Here is an 18,043-nt window from a genome sequence, read left to right as displayed (position 1 = left end):
CCACTGCGGCAGACGATGGACCTTCCTCGCTGCACTGCAGCAACCTCACCTCTCGGCACACTTCGCTGCGCCAATCCGCGCCCGTCTCTTTCTCCTTGAAAGAGACGGGCGCTCGTACCACTGCTGCAAGCCACGTCGTACAAGGCATTGCCGCAACTCTCCTCGTGACAATCGGCCTGACAAATCCGATTCGTCGCCATCCGCAATAACACAGGCACCGGTGCCGCAGCCTAAGGAAAGGCTGCACCTGACTGACAGTCAGGCATGCCCCAGGTGTCCAGGTCGTTGCCTTCTCCCACTCAGGATCTCCAGGTGCCGAACTCGTCAGTCGGCACAGCCTCCACCCGCCCGTGTCTTTGGATACGTCAAGGAGGTCAGGTTCATGGGGTCATGCCCTCGCTCCCGGCCGTAAGGAGCCGTGCGTTCCACGTCAGTGAACACCTCACAGGCCGCAGGGGCCTTGATCCCTGATAACACTCAACACGCGTGGCGGGACTACGTGAGGACAACCAGCAATTACCGAGGAGAGGGCCCATGCAGCAGTTAGATCCGAAGCTTGAACTACCACGACCGCCTCGACCGCTGATTGAGTCAAACCCCGTGGCCGAGCCTTATCCGGTCCAGGCACTGGGTGGAATTCTTGGGCCTGCGGTTGAGCGCATGGCCGAGGTCATTGGCGTGCCCCAGGCACTGGCCGCACAATCGGTCTTGGCTGCCTCGGCGCTGGCCACTCAAGGTCATGCGGGCTTGCAACTCGATGGACGAAATTACCCCCTGTCGCTGTTCCTGATTACAGTGGCCGCGTCAGGTGATCGCAAGACCGCGGCAGATCGTTTTGCATTGCTGCCAGCACGGCTATGGGAGCGTGAGCAGTGGCAGCGCTACCGTGAACAACTCGCCCGGTACCGTGTCGCGCAGCGACAGGCGCAGCGTATCAACCCTCGCGATCCCGACCCCACAAACGGCGTACCGCTTGAAGCGGAGCCCTCTGCACCTAGGCTGATCACCACGGATCCGACTATCGAGGCCCTGATCAAGGGACTCTGTCATGACTTGCCGAGCATGGGCCTGTTCTGTGACGAGGGGGGACAATTCCTCGGGAGCAGCACCATGAGTCGAGATAACCGTTTGAAAGCGGTTACGACCTTGTCGTCACTCTGGGACGGCAGTCCGATAGATCGCGCGCGGTCCATGGTGGGTGAAAGCTTGCGAGCTTACGATCGACGCTTAAGCCTGCACCTGATGCTGCAACCGTATCTAGCCATGCAGTTACTCAGTGACCCGTTGCTGCAGGGGCAAGGCATTCTCGGTCGCTGCCTCATGACCTGGCCCACCAGCCTGGCCGGACAACGCAGTTACCAGGCTGTCGACTTGTCCAAAGACCCCGCCCTAAAGCGATATCACCACCGTCTTTCGGCCCTGTTTCATCAGCCTTGGTCGCTTTCCGCTGACGGTGCCTTGCGGCTGTCACCGCTGAGCCTCAGTCCACTGGCTCGTCGTCGCTGGATTGATCTGCATGATGCCATCGAGGCCCAGTTGGGTGAGTTTGGCGAGTTGGCCAGCGTACGGCCTAGCGGATCGAAGGCCGCCGACAACCTGCTGCGCGTCGCCGGCAATCTGGCAGTCGTGGAGGAGAGCAGCGTCGTGGAGGTCGATCATATCCAACGGGCCTCGGCCTTAGTCGGCTATTACCTCACCGAGATCCAGCGCCTGACCGAGCAGGAACCGGTGTGCCGGGTTAAAGAGGAGGCAGACCGGCTGCTGCGCTGGCTGCAGGTCAAAGATTGGAAGCGCTTCAGTATTCGGGAGCTGAATCGCAATGGTCCCCGATTTGCCCGTAAGAGCAGTCGTCATGCCGCCAAGCTGTTGGTCGAGTTGATTGATCATCAGTGGCTGAGCACTGACGGTTGTACCTTCGAGGTGCGCCATGTTCAATCTTGATGAAGCGCTGCGCAACCACCTGGCTCAGCGCCAAAAGGAGCCGAAAGCGCGGTTTGTCGCCGTGACTGTCGCCACTTTGTCGCCACGCTCAAAGCCAGGCAGGACAAGGGTTGTCGCCGGTGTCGCCGGTGTCGCCACCCCCCATAAAGCTATCACCTCGCCGACAGCCATCATCCAATGGTTGAAAGAGGAGGGCGCGCATCTCTACGTCTCCGATAACAGGCTGTGTTTTCGTCCGACGGATTGGGCCCAGCTCGCCATCGTGAGTGCGCACTGGCAAGCCCTTTTGCATGATCTCGCTGCAGTCGATCAGGAACAGAAAAATGGCTCGGGTCGGTAAGCGAGCGGGACGTAATTTTGGCTTCGGTCGCCAGCTCAGCTATGCCGGACCGCAAGCGCTGAAAGATCTGTTTGGCGACGGCCATTTTGCTACCGTCAAAGCCCATAGCGATCGCTGGCAGGCATTCGTGCGTTGGTGTCGATCCGAGGAAGGGCCAAGGCTCAATGACGCGCGACAGATCGACCGCGAGATCCTTATGCGGTACGCCTTCCATTTGCGCGAGCAGGTTGATCAGGGCAACGTCGGCATCGCCACCGCGCAGAACCGCCTGTCCAGCGTGAACCGAACGATGGCCGCGCTGCGCGGTGATCAGTACGTCAAAATCCCCAGTCCGAGCAAGGCGCTTGGCTTGCAGCGCTCAGGTGTGCGTAGTGAGGCCCCGCAAGGCCAAGACCGTGTCCAGGTCGAGTTGATTGCACAGGCGTTGTCAGAGCGAGGCCAGCAATCGAGGGTGAGTGCCATTGTGCTCCTTGCTCGGGAGACCGGCATGCGCCTGCGTGAAGCGATCTTGGCGGACTTGCCCCGGCTGCAACGTGAGGCTCGGCAACTGGGCAAGATCAATATCCAGGACGGCACCAAAGGCGGTCGATCAGGCGCATCGGCACCGCGTTGGATTGCGGTCACGGATCAAGTTCGTGGCGCCCTCGACAGGGCCAGCGAGGCTTCACCCAAGGGCAGTCGGAATCTGTTAACACCTGATGAAAGCTACAAAGATTTCTTACAGACAATCGTGCGACCGGCACGGGACATCCTGCATGAGCATGGATTGAAAGGCTTTCATGAACTGCGGGCGGCTTACGCCTGTGAGCGCTATGAGCAACTGACCGGCTTCTCCGCGCCCATCAATGGCGGTCGTGGTCATCGAGAGGATCGAGCACTCGATCAGCGTGCACGCCAGCAGATCAGCCACGAGTTGGGGCATAACCGCATCGACGTGGTGAGTGCCTACATCGGAGGTCGTCGATGAAGTCCGAGTTCGATATGGCGTTGTTTCTGAGTCCCGTGCTCAAAGGTGCGCATGCCACGCGGCAGCGGCATATCAGGCAGGCAGAAAGGATGCACGAGGCGATTCGTGAGCGCTGGAGTTGTGCGACCCCCTGGTCCTGGAAGGAAAAGCACACCAGATGGTTTTTAGAGCACTATCTGCGTTGCTCAGCACCAGCGACCGTCTATTACTATGAGTTAACAGCAGGGCTGATCCGCCGCAGAAAGGCGCAACTCGTGGTTGTCTGATAGACGCTTTTAAGTGTGAGCCCCTGAGTATGGGAATGCGGAGCCTTCCCATACTCAGGGGCTTGGCCGAAGAAGCGCAGGCATGCGGCAGATTTAGCGACAGTCGCCACTTCAGTCGCCCTGCTGCACGACACGGATTGTCGGCGGCTCAGCGTATCGGCACGACGTTACGGTCCCTAGTTTGATTGATGGCGGATGCCGACAGGCTGCCGGTGGCTGCCTTCTGGATATGTTCACTCCACCAGGCCATCATCGGACGCCGGCGTTCGATGTAATCCGCCCGGTTGTAGGCGCTTCGAACTTCGTCTTTATCGACATGCGCCAGCGCGACTTCGATCAGCTCTGGATCCCATCCATGCTCGTTCAGGATTGTGCTGGCCATGGAGCGCATTCCGTGGCTGACCAAGCGGTCCTGAAAACCCATGCGTTTCAACGCCATGTTGGCTGTTTGGCTATTCGCGTGGGTGCGCGGGTTTCTATCTGACGGGAACACATATTCCCTGTGGGCGCTATGGGGCATGAGCGTCTCCAATAACGCGAGTGCATGTTCGGTCAGCGGGATGGTGTGCGGACGACGCTTTTTCATTCGCTCCGGAGGGATGGTCCAGAGGCGTTTGTCGAAGTCGATATCTGCCCATCGGGTGGTCGCCGCTTCGGAGGGGCGGGTCATGGTGTGCAGCTGCCATTCGATCAGGCAGCGGGTCGTCCGCTTGATGCTGGCGTTCGCGATTTCCATCATGAGCTCGGGAAGCTCATCAGCTGGTAGCGCGGCCATGTTCTCTTTTTTGGGTTTCTTGAAGACCGCTCGAATGCCGCTGAGAGGGTTGGCAAAGATCATTCCGGAATTGACCCCGTAGGTCATGATCTCGTTAAGGCGCTGGCTTATCCGCTTCACGGTCTCGAGGCTACCTTTGGCCTCAATCGGCCGAAGGAGCTTGATGACCATCGGGGCATTCACTTCTGATAGCGGCGTTGATTTCATGCTCGGAAATACATGCAGCGTGAGTGAGCGCCAGATGTCTTCGGCATACGCCGGGGTGACGGAATCCTTCTTCAATTCGAACCACGCGGTGGCTACGTTCTCGAACGTATGTTCCGTTTCCGCTCGTTTGGCTTCCTGCAATTCATTACGCTGAGCTTTGGGGTCGATGCCCTGTGCAAGCAGCTCTCTAGCCTCAACTGTTTTCTTCCTGGCTTGCGCAAGAGAAACCTCGGGATAAGAGCCGAGTGCCATGTTGATTCGATTCTTGGTGACGGGATGCCGGTAGTTGAAATTCCACTGCATCGAGCGATTGACTCTGACACGGAGCTGAAGCCCGTCGCCATCGGTGAGGACGTAATCCTTGTCTCTCGGTTTGATCGCCTTGAGCTGGCGGTCGGAGAGGCGGGTGGTTTGAGCGCACATGAGAAGTACTCCATGACACTTTTTGGTATTCCCAAGATTAGCCCTGGGTAGCCGGGAATACCATTGGGAATACCAAATCGCCTGGAACTCTAAAAACCTCGAAAGCCCCCAATAGCCCTGAAACCCCCGTATTTACTGGATTTTAGGCACAAAAAAAGACGTCCGTGGACGTCTTTAGATGATGAAGTGGTGGAGCCGGGGGGATTTGAACCCCCGTCCGCCAGTACTCCGCTGTCGGTACTACATGCGTAGCCGTGTCTATTAAGTTAACCCTCAGCGACCCGACGGGCAGGGTGCTTTGGGCGAGTTGTGTAAGTTTTAGCCGCTTCGTCCACAACGTACTGCACGGCGATTCTGTTCTATATGACAATCATTTTGGGTTTACAGACATCCCCTGATGATTGCTGGACCCGAAGGTACCAGGAGTGCATGTCAGCTGCAATTAAGCAGCGAGAGCAGCACCGTATTGGTCGTCATTGGCAACTATAAGTAGTTGCAACAGTGGATTTACGACTTCTGTTACCAAGTCGGCATGCACCTAGAGTTTCGCAACCGGCGTCGAATCCTAAACGGCCCCGAGCCTGGCGCTCTGTGTGGCTTATGAGCAACAAGCCTGCGCAGTGTACGCCAAACGGCTCACAAGGCCAACCCGAAGGTTGGCCTGAGCTTCGATCAGTTGTTGGTTCCGCTGGTTTTGCGGATTTCCAGAATGGTTTGCTGGGTTTCAGCCACGCATTCGTCGATCTTGCCCTGGGCCTTGAGTGCCTGGGCTTTTTGCACGCTGGCTTCTACCCGTTGATTCAGGTCGGGTGAGGCCATGGCCTGCGCCTTGGCGTTATTGATGGTTTGCAGATTGGCATCACACAGGTCAGCGGGCTTGTCGGCAGCGAACGAAGCCGACGCCATCATCGAGGCAGTAACGAACAGACCTAACAGTACAGAACGTTTCATATGAATCTCCTTGAACTGAGGGATCCAGACTTCGCTGGCCGTCAGGACGGGCAACCGAATGGAGGACAAGCCCCGACTGTTCGGGGCCTGTTCTGTGGACTGCGGTCGCTCGCAAGGGTTCTATTTTTCTTCAGAGGGCGGTTGCGGGGGCTTTGGCCCGGGTTACCCGATCCACCAGATACACCAGACCGTGGTAGTCGATTCCGCCATGCTGTGTCAGACCAATCTCACAAGTGCGGCTGGTGGAAATCCCCTCGCTGCATTGTTGCACCGCATCCTTGAGCGTTCGCAGTGAGTGGCTGTTGAGCTCCGGCGTGGTGAAACCCTTGTCGCCGGCGAAACCGCAGCAGTGAATGCCTTCCGGGATCACCACGTTCTTGCTGCATTTGCGCGCCAGGTCGATCAGCGCCTGGCTTTCCCCAAGGTGCTGAGTACTGCAGGTCACGTGAACGGCAATCGGTGCTTCCTGCGGCGTGAACTCCAGACGATCCATCAGGTGCGTACGGATGAATCGCACAGGGTCATACAGATCCAGGCGAACATTTCCCACATCCTGCACCAGCCGCAACGTGCAGGGGCTGGTGTCGCAATAGATCGGATCGAGCCCGCCGCGACTGGCCTGAAGCAATGCGCCGATCAGCTCCTGACGCTTGTGCTCGGCCTGTTCGGCATAGCCTTTGGACGCGAAGGGCTGGCCGCAGCAGAGGTTGTCCAGATTGTCCGGGAACACCACCTGATAACCGGCCTTCTCCAGCAGACCACGGGTTTTGTCGTAAAGCGACATCTGCTCCTTGTCGCCCGCCGCCGGCCCCATTACTCGCGACACACAGGCCGCCAGGTACACAACGCGCGGGCGTTCGTCCGACACGGCCGGGCTGAAACGAACGGCTTTTTCCGGCTGCGGCATCGCGTTGGTCCATAGCGGTACCTGACCTTTGGACAGCCTCGTCAGGGTGGCCGAAAGCTTCGCCAGGCGCGGTGCTCCCAACAACATCCGCGCACCGTTGGCCACGTGCAGGGTGAAACGCGCACCTTGAAGGGTGGTGGCGAAATTTCCTTCGATCAGGTTGGCGGTTTTCGTATGGGTTGCGTGACGGCTGCGCAGCTTTTTCACCAGCTCGCCGGTGTTGATGCCTACAGGGCAGCGTTGCGCACACAAACCGGTCGCGGCGCAGGTATCGATGCCTTGGTACTCGTAGGCTTTTTCCAGTTCGGTGGTGTCGATTCCGGCGCGTTTTCGCGCCTGGATATCGCGCCAGATCACGATGCGCTGGCGCGGGCTCAGGGTCAGGCCTTTCGAGGGGCAGACCGGCTCGCAGAAACCGCACTCGATGCATTTATCCACAATCTCGTCGGCCGCCGGCAGCGGTTTCAGGTGCTTGAGGTGAATCTGCGGGTCTTCGCTGAGCACCACGTCCGGATTGAGAATGCCGTTGGGGTCGAGCAGGCGTTTGAGTTGCCACATCAATTGATAGGCGTCACTGCCCCATTCCAGTTCGACGAAGGGCGCCATGTTGCGCCCGGTGCCGTGTTCGGCCTTCAGCGAACCGCCGAACTCCACGGCCACCAGTTGCGCCACGTCGTCCATGAACGCCTGATAGCGTGCGACTTCTTCCGGGCTGTTGAAGCCTTGGGTGAAGACGAAGTGCAGATTGCCTTCCAGCGCGTGTCCGAAAAGGATCGCTTCGTCGTAGGCGTGTTTATCGAACAGCTCGATCAGGCGGTTCACGCCGATCGCCAGTTGCTCCACCGGGAAGGTGACGTCTTCGATGATCACCGTGGTGCCGGTCTTGCGCACGGCGCCGACGGCAGGGAAGGTGTCTTTGCGGATCGCCCAGAGGCGGGCGTTTTCGACCGGGTCTTCGGTGAAGTCGACCTGCTTTTCCACCGGGAAGCCATTGAGCGACGCCATGATCTGCGCCAGTTGTTCCTGCAGCAAAGTGGAAGAGGCGGCGCGGGATTCGATCAACAACGCGCAGGCATTGTTCGACAGCTGCTGTACGAAATTCGGCATGCCGGGTTTGTCCTGCACCGAGCGCAGGCTGCGGCGGTCGAGCAGTTCCACGGCGGACACCGGCTGGCTTTTCAGCACGGTGACGGCGTTGCAGCAGGTTTCCACGTCTGGGAAAACGATCAGCGCCGAGGCCTTGTTCGGGTGGTCGATCACCGTGTCGTAGGTCACTGCGCTGATGAAGCCGAGGGTGCCTTCGGAGCCGACCAGCAAGTGGCTCAAGATATCCACAGGCTCATCGAAATCCACGAGGGCGTTGAGCGACAGGCCGGTGGTATTTTTCAGACGGTATTTGTGGCGGATTCGCGCGGCGAGTTCGGCATTGGCGCGGGTCTCGCGGCCCAGTGTTGCCAAGCGTTCCAGCAACTCACCGTGACTTGTGCGAAACGCCGCGACGCTGGCGGCATCTTCGGTATCGAGACGTGTGCCGTCGGCCAGTACCAGACGAATCCCGGCCAGCGTGTGATAAGTGTTTTGCGCGGTGCCGCAGCACATGCCGCTGGCGTTGTTGGCGACGATGCCGCCGATTTTGCAGGCGTTGATCGACGCCGGATCCGGGCCGATCTTGCGCCCGAAAGGCGCCAGCCATGCGTTGGCCTGGGCACCGATCACCCCCGGTTGCAGGCGGATTTGTGTGCCTTGTCCGCGGATCTCCCGCGCGTTCCAGTTATCCCCCAGCACGATCAGGACCGAATCGCTGATCGCCTGACCAGAGAGGCTGGTGCCGGCAGCGCGAAAGGTCACCGGAACCTGATCGCGCTGGGCCAGTTTCAGCAGCGCCACCACTTCGTCTTCCGATTCGACGCGGATCACCAGTTGCGGAATCAACCGGTAGAAGCTGGCGTCGGTGCCGAAGGCCAGGGTCGACAGCGGATCGTCGAAGCGCCGTTCGGCAGGAATCAGTTGCTGCGCATCGCGCAGGAAAGTCGCCGGTAAGGTCATTGGTCCTCCAGGATCAACACCACCAGGTCTTTCGGGCCGTGGGCGCCGTAAGCCAGGACTTGTTCGATGTCGGCGGTCTTCGACGGGCCGGACACCAGCAGCGCATTGGTCGGCATGCCTTGTGCCCACTCGAATTCCTGCTGCACCTGATAGAAGTTGTCGCGGATCTGGCTGGCCTTGAGCAGGGCGAAATGCACCGGCGGCACCAGGCTCATCAGCCGTGGTTCTTCGCGGGTCGGCCACAGGATCAGGCTGCCGGTGGCGGCAATCGCGCCGAGGGTGCCGGTCAGGCTGGCCGGGGTGTCGTTGAACAACTCGGCTTTCCACTCTTCCATCGGCCGGTCGTAGGACTTCAGCGCCGGCAGATCAGGATTGTTCGCCCAGTGTTGTGTGATGCGCTGCCCGTGAGGTTTAGTCGGTGCGATCAGCAGGCTCGGCAACTGGCGGTCATGCAGCAATTGCGCCAGCAGCGCCGGCCACCCATCAGCGGAAGTCAGGTGGATCTCGGTGTGCACCGCTTCCATCAGTTTGCGCAGCTGCGGGATCCGTTGTTCGGCGCTGTAGGTGTAAGGCTGAGTCACCAGATCGACGTCAAAGTTGTCGGCAATCGGTGTGGTGCCGGTCAGACTTTTGCGCAACTTGCCGAGGATATTTTGCTTGGCGCTCATCAACGGTCTCCTTGTTTGGCCAGGTGTTCGCGAGCCATGTCATGCAGTGAGCGGGCGGCGGGTTTCGGCGCGCTGTGATTTTGTGTCCACGGGCCGACATTGTTCGGCGCCAGCGCGCGCAGGCGTGTGGCGAAAAACGCAAACAGCCGATACAAGGTCGGCGAGCTGTTGAGCTTCGCCCAGGCGTTCCAGATGAAGCGTTCCTTGCGCGAGTATTTGCTGCCCTGACCGCGCATCACTTGATGAGGGCTGTCGGGAGCTTTGACGTTCTCTTCGCGTAGGCGGCGCAGCAGTGCGGGAATAGGAATTTTTACCGGACACACTTCACCGCAGGCGCCGCATAACGAAGAAGCGCTCGGGTGATCCGGGACTTTCGCCAGGCCGACCATGTGCGGGGTGATGATTTTGCCGATCGGGCCGGGGTAAACCTCGCCGTAGGTATGGCCGCCGACGCGGGTGTAGACCGGGCAATGATTCATGCAGGCGCCGCAGCGGATGCAGTTGAGTGTCTGGCGCAATTCGCTGTCGGCAAACGCCTGGCTGCGACCGTTGTCGAGCAGTACCAGATGCACTTCCTGCGGGCCGTCGAGTTCGTGTTCCTTGCGCGGTCCGGAGATCATGTTGACGTAGGTGGTGATCGGAATGCCCAGCGCCGAGCGGGTCAGCAATGACAGCAGCGGCACCACGTCGCGCAGGTTTTCCACGACTTTTTCGATACCGGTGACGGCGATGTGCACCGGTGGCACGGTGGTGGTCATGCGGCCGTTGCCTTCGTTTTCCACCAGCAGCAGGGTACCGGTTTCGGCCACGGCGAAGTTGACGCCGGAGACGCCGATGTCCGCTTCGAAGAATTTCTGCCGCAGGACCCTGCGACCGATCTGAATGAGTTGGTCAACGTCCTTGGTGTATTCCACGCCAAGTTTGTCGTGGAACAAGGACGCGACCTGACCGGCATTCTTGTGGATTGCCGGCATGATTATGTGTGAAGGCTTCTCGTGGTCGAGCTGGACGATGTACTCCCCCATGTCGGACTCCAGACATTCAATGTCCCGAGCCTCGAGGAAATGGTTCATCTCCATCTCTTCGCTGACCATCGATTTGCCCTTGATCACTTGCCGCGCCTCGTGAGCGCGGATGATCGAAAGAACGATGCCATTGGCCTCGTCCACCGTTTCCGCCCAGTGCACTGTCACACCGTTGCGGGTCAGGTTCTGTTCCAGTTGCTCGAGCAGGTCGGGCAACTTGGAGAGCGCACGCGCCCTGATCGAGTTGCCCAGGGCGCGCAAGTGTTCTCTTTCGTGGGCATCGCTGAAAGCCGCTGCCCGCTTGGTCATCAGTGAATCCATCGCGGTGCGGAAGTTGTTCCGTAACTGCGAGTCGCCCAGGGCGTTGTGCGCCCGGGTGCGGAAGTCTTCTTCTACGGCAACCGTAGGAATAATCGTGGAAGTGCTCATCGGGCACCTCCGGTTCGTTGCCAGAGGAAGCTCGCCAGGTGTTGCCCGCGCAGTGCTTCCTGCTGTTTTTCCAGCGAGCCGTTGATGTTCATCAGGCAGCCGCAGTCGGCACTGAGTACCTGATGCGCGCCGGATTCCTTCAACGCCCGGGTCTTGTCAGCCACCATCGCGCCGGAAATGTCTGGCATACGGACGCTGAATGTCCCACCGAAGCCACAGCATTCGCTTTCGTGATCGTGGTTGACCCGTTCCACGTTGCTCAACTGCGCCAACAACTCGCGGCCGTGCAGGTGGGTGTTCATTTCCCGTCGCGCCGAACACGAGGTGTGCAGCGCCACTTTCACCGGCTCGCCGCTGTCCTTGAGCTGCACCTTGCAGACGAACAGCAGAAACTCGGCCAATTCATAGGTGCGGGCTGCGAGGGCCTGAACCTGTTTCAACGTTTCCGGCTCGTCCTTGAACAAGTCGGCGTAATGCTCGCGGATCATCCCGGCGCACGAACCCGACGGCACCACCACCGGATAGTCCCCGGCAAATAGCGCCAGTTGCGAGCGCGCCACCGTCCGTGCCTGCTCGGTGTAACCCGAGGTGTAGGCCGGTTGTCCGCAGCAGCTCTGCCCTTGCGGGTAGTCGACCCGGATGCCTTCGCGTTCCAGCAAGTGGATCGCGTCCATCCCGGCTTCCGGGTAGAACAGGTCGACTACGCACGTGCCGAACAGGTAGACCCGCGACGGTTTCTCGCCGGGGTATTGCCGGGGTTCGGGCAGTGGCGGTGCGACGCGAGTGGCGTTGGGCACAGCGTTGTAAAAAAGCTCGCTCATCAGGCGTGTCTCCGGGTGGGCCCGGTTATCCGTCTGTTGAGGCTGCCGAATATAGAGCTCGTTGCTTTCAGCAGCCTTACAGACCGGGTTGTGAATTGCTGACGCCGGAATCACGAACTGGCGTCGGTTATTTCCATGTCGCTTGTAGTCTTAATGCACCAGCATGCCGGTGAACCAGTAGGCCTGAGCCAAAGTGATGAGGCCGACAATCGTTGCAAAGAATAGGCTGTGCTTGAGGGTGAAGCGGAACAGATCGGATTCCTTGCCCACCAGACCGGTCGCGGCGCAGGCCACGGCGATCGATTGTGGCGAAATCATTTTGCCGGTCACGCCGCCGCTGGTATTGGCCGCCACCAGCAGGGTGTCGTTGACCCCGATCTGGTGCGCGGTGGTCGCTTGCAGCGAACTGAACAGGGCGTTGGACGAAGTATCGGAACCGGTCAGGAACACGCCGAGCCAGCCGAGGAACGGCGAGAAGAACGGAAACGCTGCGCCAGTACCGGCCAGCACCAGAGCCATGGTCGAGGACATGCCGGAATAGTTGGTGACGAAGGCAAACGCCAGCACCATGCCGATCGACAGGATCGGCCAGCGCAGTTCGTAGAAGGTCTCTTTCAAAGTGGTCAGACCAGTTTTGAAATTGATCTTCAGCACCAGCATCGAGATCAGTGCGGAGAAGAAAATTGCCGTGCCGGTCGCGGAAATCGGATCGAGTTTGAATACGGCCGGGATCGCGGTCGGAGCAGCAACGATCGGAGCGGTCTTGATCACCAGTTGATCCAGGTGCGGAATCGCGAAGTTGAACACCCAGGCGTACATCGAACCGCCGGCGGCAAACATCGCCTTGAAAGGCTTGAGGGTCCAGATGGTCACCAGCACGGTGAGGATCAGGAACGGCGACCAGGCTTTGAAAATTTCCCCAAGGCTGTAAGGCGAAGCGACGGTGGTGCGCTTCTGGCCGAAACCGCCGACGCTGGCGGAGACCACCGAAGCGGATACGGCGCCGACGATGTGCTGGCCGGCGGCACGTTTCGGTTGCCAGACCTTCAGGAACAGGGTCAGCGAAATCAGACTGGCCAGGGCCGACGTGATGTCCGGCAGTTCCGGGCCGATGAAATTCGAAGTGAAGTATTGGGTGACAGCGAAGCTCAGGCCCGCAACCAGTGCGGCTGGCCAGGTTTCACGCACGCCGCGCAGGCCGTCCATCATGAACACCAGCCAGAACGGCACGAACAGCGACAGCAGTGGCAACTGGCGGCCGGTCATGGCGCCGATCTTGAACGCGTCGATGCCGGTGACTTGCCCGGCCACGATGATCGGAATCCCCAGTGCGCCGAACGCCACCGGTGCGGTGTTGGCAATCAGGCACAGGCCGGCGGCGTACAACGGGTTGAAACCCAGGCCTACCAGCAGTGCAGCGGTAATCGCCACTGGCGCGCCGAATCCGGCGGCACCTTCCAGGAATGCACCGAAGCAGAAACCGATCAGCAGCACCTGCAGACGCTGGTCGTCAGTGATCGACAGCACCGAGCTGCGGATGACCTCGAACTGGCCACTCTTGACCGTCAGTTTGTACAGGAACACCGCCGCCACAATGATCCAGGCAATCGGCCACAGACCATAGGCGAAACCATATCCGGCGGCGGCGAACGCCATGTCGACCGGCATCTGGAACGCGAAGATCGCCACAAGGATCGCCAGGGCGAGCGTGATGCTGCCGGCCACATGACCTTTGAGGCGGAACACCGCCAAAGCGAGAAAGAAGAAAACGATGGGGATGACGGCCGCGAGTGCGGACACGCCGAGACTGCCGAGCGGGCTGTAGAGCTGTTGCCAGGTTTGCATATGGGGTGGCCCCTAATTGTTGTTGGTCAGGCACTGTCAGCGTTCTTGGTTAATTGGTAATACCAATTTACAATCGCTGTTGGCTAGGGTAAAAGCCTTGATATCGGTGTGTCAATTTGCCGCCCTAAAACTTTTGTCGAACAACCGGACGGCGAGTCGGATTGCACCGGTTGTATTGACGTCATCTGGCAGGTGTCGGCGCAGCGTCGATAGGCCAGAATAGAGAGCCCGGCGAGCGGTCGGGATGGTGGAGAGTTGAGTGATGGGGTTTGATCAGATACGTCAGCGCCGTTTGTCTGACGACATTGTCGAGCGATTGGAAGGGATGATTCTCGAGGGCACGCTGAAGTCCGGCGAGCGTCTGCCGGCCGAGCGGACTCTGGCGGAACAGTTCGGCGTTTCCCGGCCCTCGTTGCGCGAGGCGATTCAGAAACTGGCGGCAAAGGGTTTGCTGGTCAGTAAGCAGGGCGGCGGCAACTATGTCGTGGATAGCCTCGGTTCGACGTTCAGCGATCCGCTGCTGCAATTGCTGGAAAGCAATCCCGAGGCGCAGCGCGATTTGCTGGAATTTCGCCACACGCTGGAGGCATCGTGCGCCTATTACGCGGCATTGCGCGCCACGGATGTGGATCGTGAACGGCTGACGGCTGCGTTTGAAGAATTACAGGACTGCTATTCGCGTCATGACGAAGTGAGCCGGGCGGAAGAGGGCGCGGCGGATGCGAAATTCCATCTGGCGATTGCCGAAGCCAGTCATAACGCGGTGTTGCTGCACACCATTCGCGGGCTGTTCGATCTGCTCAAGCGCAACGTCGTGACCAACATCGGTGGCATGTACAAGCAGCGCACGGAAACCCGCGACATGCTGATCACCCAGCATCGGGAGTTGTATCTGGCGATTATCGAGGGGCGCGCGGAACAGGCGCGTGAGGTGTCCAGCCGACACATTCTGTATGTTCAGGAAGTGCTGGAAGAAGTGCGACAGGAAGTACAGCGCATGGCTCGCGCCGAGCGACGCAAAGGGATGTAAAAAAGACCGCTCCCGTGCCAGGCGCGGGAACGGTCATTCAGGCAGAAGAATCAGTCTTCCTTGCCCTTGTTGCGCACCGCACGCTGCAACTCGCGACCGGCGTCGCGTTCGCGTTCGGTATCACGCTTGTCGTATTCCTTCTTGCCCTTGCCCAGTGCGATCTCGCACTTGACCATGTGCTTGCTCCAGTACCAGGACAGGCACACGCAGGCGTAACCCTTCTGCTGCACAGCGGCGGCGAGCTTGTCCAGCTCGCGGCGGTTGAGCAGCAGCTTGCGGGTGCGCACCGGGTCAGCGATGACGTGGGTGCTGGCGGTCATCAGAGGCGTGATGTGGCTGCCGAGCAACCAGGCTTCGCCATCCTTGAGCAACACGTAACTGTCGACCAGTTGCAGTTTGCTTGCCCGCAGACTTTTTACTTCCCAGCCGGCCAGGACCAGACCAGCCTCGAACTTGTGCTCGATGAAGTAATCGTGTCGCGCCTTTTTGTTTTGCGCGATGGTCCCTGTTGGGTGTTTCTTCTGTTTAGCCATAGGGGCGGCATTATATGGAGATAAACGGCTGTCGGCTACGGTGATGCTGCGTGCTTGAGCAGGTTGAGTGAATCCCGGACAATGCGGCCTCTTTTTCTAACGCTTGGGCGTGATAAACGATGTCGACAGACAAGGTTTCTGTCCACGGCAGTTGGGCTAGCCGCTGGGTTTTCATATTCGCCGCGACCGGTTCGGCCGTGGGATTGGGCAGCATCTGGAAATTCCCCTACATGGTCGGGGTCTACGGTGGCGGCGCCTTCGTGCTGATGTTTCTGGCCTGTATTGCGTTGATCGGCATCCCGGTGATGCTCGCCGAAACCCTGATCGGCCGGCGTGCCCGTCAGAGTCCGGCAAATGCCCTGAAGGTGCTGGCGCTGGAAGCGGGGCACTCGGGCAAGTGGTCGTGGGGCGCGTTCGCCGGGATGATCACGGCGTTGCTGATCCTGTCTTTTTACAGTGTGGTCGGCGGCTGGTCGCTGGATTACATCATTGATATGGGGCGCGGAGACTTCCAGGGCGCTACGGCCGATCAGGTCGGGGCCTATTTTGGCAATGTCATCTCCGATCCGTGGCGCCTGACACTTTGGCACACGGTTTTCATGCTGTTGTCTGCGGTAGTGATCGCCAAGGGCGTGGTCGCCGGGCTCGAGCGCAGCCTGCGGATCATGATGCCGCTGCTGTTCGTGATGGTGCTGGTTCTGCTGGGCTACAGCATGACTACCGGGCATTTCATGGAGGGCGTGCACTTCATGTTCGACTTCCACCCCGAGAAAGTCCTCGACGGCTTGCTGCCGGCCATGGGCCACGCGTTCTTCTCCCTGAGCGTGGGCGTGGGCTCGATCATGATATACGGCGCCTACATGACCAAGGAGGCTTCGCTGTCCGGCACGGTCGTGGGTGTGGCGCTGCTCGATACCTTTGTTTCGCTGGTGGCCGGTCTGGCCTTGTTTCCGATTGTGTTCGCCGGTGGTTTGAACCCGAGCGAAGGCCCGGGGCTGATGTTTGTCAGCCTGCCATTTGCTTTCGGTAACGTGCTGTTCGGCCAGTTGATGGGCGTGGTGTTCTTCGTTCTGGTGGCCATTGCCGCCTGGAGCTCAGCGATTTCCCTGCTAGAGCCGATGGTCGCCTATCTGGTTGAGCGGACTAAAATCAGTCGTGCCTGGGTGACATTCTGGTTGGCCTTCACTTGCTGGTTCGTCGGCCTGGGCACGGTGTTTTCCTTCAATATCTGGAAGGAAGCCAAATTTTTCGTGAACGATGGCGGGGTGTTCCATCTCTACCAATGGGGGGCGGCCGGTGGCCTGGACTTCTTTGGGGTGATCGACTTCTTCACCTCGCGGATCATGTTGCCGCTCGGCGGGCTGTGCTTCGTGCTGTTTGCCGGTTGGGTGATGGGGCGTGAGGCGGTGCGTGACGAGTTGTCGATTCGCAGCCCGGCGCTGTTCGCCCTGTCTCTGTTTTTGATGCGCTATGTGGCGCCCATCGGCATTCTTGTAGTGTTTGCCGCCCAGCTCTGGAAGTGACGCTTACATGACGACACATATTCAACGATCGGCGCTGCTGCCTTATCCGGCGCAATTTCTCTACGACCTCGTCAATGACGTGGCACGTTACCCGGAATTTCTGCCGTGGTGCTCGTCTGCTGAAGTCCTGGAAAGCTCGCCTGAGCACATGCGCGCCAGTGTCGGCGTGGCCAAGGGCGGTCTTAGTCAGCACTTCGTGACGCGCAACACGCTGGTGCCGGGGCAGTCGATCGAGATGAACCTGGAGGAGGGGCCGTTCAATCAGCTGCACGGCGTCTGGGTGTTCAAGGCGCTGAACGAGAAGGCCTGCAAGATCAGTCTGGATCTGTCTTTCGACTACGCCGGGCCGCTGGTCCGCGCGACGCTCGGGCCTTTGTTCAATCAGGCGGCCAATACGCTGGTGGACGCGTTCTGCCAGCGCGCCAAGCAGATGCATGGTTGAGCCGGTGATCGAAGTCGAAGTGGTGTATGCGGCGGTTGATCGTCAGGTTTTGCGTGTAATCAGTGTTGCTGAGGGTACGACGGTGCGTGCGGCGCTGATGGCGTCCGGGATTGATGCTGAATTTCCGGAGCTGGATCTGAAGAGCTGTCCTTTGGGGATCTTCGGCAAAGTGATTGCTGATCCGGATGCTCGACAGGTTCAGGAAGGTGATCGCATCGAGATCTATCGACCACTGTTGGCTGATCCGAAAGAGGTGCGCCGATTGCGTGCCGCCAAGGCTGCCGAGGCTAAAGCCAGAAATCAGTGATGCGCTGATCTGCAGGCAATAAAAAACCCGGAATTTCCGGGTTTTTTATTGCGTCGCAAATTATTGCGGCGAGGTGTCCAGCGGTTCTGGCGTTGGAACCGGAACGGTTTCCACACCATCGACGTCCTTCTGGATCTGATCCAGCAAGGAGCCTGGCTTGGCCGGTTTTTCCGGTGTCGGCTGCTCGGCGTTTTCAGCAGGAGTGGTCACGCTGGTGCCACTGTCCTTGCCGAGAATGGCTTCGTCACGGCTGACGCCCGGCATGAAGTCACCGGACAGGCTGACAAGACGGTCATTCGAGTCGAAAATGACACTCATGCGTTCCTGCTGACGTTCACCGCCACCAGGTTGCAGGCTGTACAGATAATCCCAGCGGTTGGCATGGAACGTGTCGGCAAGCAGAGGGTTACCCATGATAAACCGTACTTGCGGCCGGGTCATTCCCGGGCGTAACTGGTCTATCATGTCCTGCGTGACGACATTGCCCTGCTGGATGTCGATTTTGTAAACCCCGGGGAATGAACAACCGGCGAGTGCGAGCAGTCCCACAAAGGTGAAACTGGTTAGCAAGAGCTTGGTGTTTTGCATCGGTGGGCG

At 59.4% G+C, this 18,043-nt stretch carries 17 protein-coding genes and 1 other RNA gene; 8 read left to right on the top strand and 10 right to left on the bottom strand.

Annotated features, from left to right (window positions below):
• The first annotated feature begins 534 nt into the window (after window positions 1–534).
• Genes C1X29_RS15915 through C1X29_RS15900 form a run of 4 tightly spaced genes read left to right on the top strand, consistent with a single transcriptional unit; the run spans window position 535 to window position 3,514 of the window.
• Window positions 535–1,941, top strand: coding sequence for a YfjI family protein (locus C1X29_RS15915; protein WP_102717864.1), 1,407 nt, complete (start codon window positions 535–537; stop codon window positions 1,939–1,941).
• A complete protein-coding gene (locus tag C1X29_RS15910; protein WP_065909783.1) occupies window positions 1,928–2,281 on the top strand; it encodes a hypothetical protein in 354 nt (117 codons plus the stop codon). The genes C1X29_RS15915 and C1X29_RS15910 overlap by 14 nt, the downstream gene beginning before the upstream one ends.
• On the top strand, window positions 2,265–3,248 hold the full coding sequence (locus C1X29_RS15905) for an integrase domain-containing protein (RefSeq protein WP_102717863.1): 984 nt from the start codon (window positions 2,265–2,267) through the stop codon (window positions 3,246–3,248). Before C1X29_RS15910 ends, C1X29_RS15905 begins: the two co-directional genes overlap by 17 nt.
• Window positions 3,245–3,514 (top strand): hypothetical protein, encoded by a 270-nt coding sequence (locus tag C1X29_RS15900; RefSeq protein ID WP_102717862.1) that lies wholly within the window; start codon window positions 3,245–3,247, stop codon window positions 3,512–3,514. The genes C1X29_RS15905 and C1X29_RS15900 overlap by 4 nt, the downstream gene beginning before the upstream one ends.
• A gap of 148 nt (window positions 3,515–3,662) precedes the next feature.
• On the opposite strand, the gene C1X29_RS15895 is transcribed toward C1X29_RS15900, so the two are convergent.
• The 8 genes from C1X29_RS15895 to C1X29_RS15860 all read right to left on the bottom strand — a co-directional run bounded on the left by C1X29_RS15895 (window position 3,663) and on the right by C1X29_RS15860 (window position 13,611).
• On the bottom strand, window positions 3,663–4,919 hold the full coding sequence (locus tag C1X29_RS15895; protein ID WP_102717861.1) for an integrase domain-containing protein: 1,257 nt from the start codon (window positions 4,917–4,919) through the stop codon (window positions 3,663–3,665).
• 187 nt (window positions 4,920–5,106) lie between these two features.
• Window positions 5,107–5,496, bottom strand: a transfer-messenger RNA (tmRNA) gene (ssrA, locus tag C1X29_RS15890).
• Window positions 5,497–5,591: 95 nt separating this feature from the next.
• Window positions 5,592–5,870 (bottom strand): hypothetical protein, encoded by a 279-nt coding sequence (locus C1X29_RS15885; RefSeq protein ID WP_007953788.1) that lies wholly within the window; start codon window positions 5,868–5,870, stop codon window positions 5,592–5,594.
• A gap of 130 nt (window positions 5,871–6,000) precedes the next feature.
• Window positions 6,001–8,823, bottom strand: a complete 2,823-nt coding sequence (locus tag C1X29_RS15880) for an FAD-binding and (Fe-S)-binding domain-containing protein (protein ID WP_102717860.1) — start codon at window positions 8,821–8,823, stop codon at window positions 6,001–6,003.
• Entirely contained in the window at window positions 8,820–9,491 is a 672-nt protein-coding gene (locus tag C1X29_RS15875) for a lactate utilization protein C (RefSeq protein ID WP_102717859.1), read from the bottom strand. Before C1X29_RS15875 ends, C1X29_RS15880 begins: the two co-directional genes overlap by 4 nt.
• Window positions 9,491–10,945, bottom strand: a complete 1,455-nt coding sequence (locus C1X29_RS15870) for a LutB/LldF family L-lactate oxidation iron-sulfur protein (protein ID WP_085647650.1) — start codon at window positions 10,943–10,945, stop codon at window positions 9,491–9,493. The genes C1X29_RS15875 and C1X29_RS15870 overlap by 1 nt, the downstream gene beginning before the upstream one ends.
• Window positions 10,942–11,766, bottom strand: coding sequence for a (Fe-S)-binding protein (locus tag C1X29_RS15865; RefSeq protein WP_064593332.1), 825 nt, complete (start codon window positions 11,764–11,766; stop codon window positions 10,942–10,944). The genes C1X29_RS15870 and C1X29_RS15865 overlap by 4 nt, the downstream gene beginning before the upstream one ends.
• Window positions 11,767–11,916: 150 nt before the next feature.
• A complete protein-coding gene (locus C1X29_RS15860; protein ID WP_085746875.1) occupies window positions 11,917–13,611 on the bottom strand; it encodes a lactate permease LctP family transporter in 1,695 nt (564 codons plus the stop codon).
• Window positions 13,612–13,873: 262 nt separating this feature from the next.
• On the opposite strand from C1X29_RS15860, the gene C1X29_RS15855 reads away from it, so the two are divergent.
• Window positions 13,874–14,641: an FCD domain-containing protein gene (locus C1X29_RS15855; RefSeq protein ID WP_102717858.1), complete on the top strand. Its 768-nt coding sequence runs from the start codon at window positions 13,874–13,876 to the stop codon at window positions 14,639–14,641.
• A gap of 50 nt (window positions 14,642–14,691) precedes the next feature.
• Here the strand turns inward: C1X29_RS15855 and smpB are convergent, their stop codons facing one another.
• Window positions 14,692–15,174, bottom strand: a complete 483-nt coding sequence (smpB, locus tag C1X29_RS15850; protein ID WP_007953781.1) for an SsrA-binding protein SmpB — start codon at window positions 15,172–15,174, stop codon at window positions 14,692–14,694.
• Between the two features lie 119 nt (window positions 15,175–15,293).
• Here smpB and C1X29_RS15845 point away from each other — a divergent pair, with 119 nt between their 5' ends.
• Genes C1X29_RS15845 through C1X29_RS15835 form a run of 3 tightly spaced genes read left to right on the top strand, consistent with a single transcriptional unit; the run spans window position 15,294 to window position 17,446 of the window.
• A complete protein-coding gene (locus C1X29_RS15845; protein WP_085746876.1) occupies window positions 15,294–16,697 on the top strand; it encodes a sodium-dependent transporter in 1,404 nt (467 codons plus the stop codon).
• Between the two features lie 7 nt (window positions 16,698–16,704).
• Window positions 16,705–17,139: a type II toxin-antitoxin system RatA family toxin gene (locus C1X29_RS15840; protein WP_003221509.1), complete on the top strand. Its 435-nt coding sequence runs from the start codon at window positions 16,705–16,707 to the stop codon at window positions 17,137–17,139.
• The gene (locus C1X29_RS15835) at window positions 17,132–17,446 is read left to right on the top strand and encodes an RnfH family protein (RefSeq protein WP_102717857.1); all 315 of its coding nucleotides are present in this window, start codon (window positions 17,132–17,134) and stop codon (window positions 17,444–17,446) included. The genes C1X29_RS15840 and C1X29_RS15835 overlap by 8 nt, the downstream gene beginning before the upstream one ends.
• 60 nt (window positions 17,447–17,506) lie before the next feature.
• On the opposite strand, the gene C1X29_RS15830 is transcribed toward C1X29_RS15835, so the two are convergent.
• Window positions 17,507–18,034: an outer membrane protein assembly factor BamE gene (locus tag C1X29_RS15830; protein ID WP_102717856.1), complete on the bottom strand. Its 528-nt coding sequence runs from the start codon at window positions 18,032–18,034 to the stop codon at window positions 17,507–17,509.
• Window positions 18,035–18,043 lie beyond the last annotated feature (9 nt).

The organism is Pseudomonas sp. GW456-12-10-14-LB2 (assembly GCF_002884345.1).
In the GTDB taxonomy this organism is placed as follows: Bacteria; Pseudomonadota; Gammaproteobacteria; order Pseudomonadales; family Pseudomonadaceae; genus Aquipseudomonas; species Aquipseudomonas paraglycinae.
Note: the sequence above shows the minus strand (reverse complement) of the source record. Positions and strands in the feature narration are given on the sequence as shown.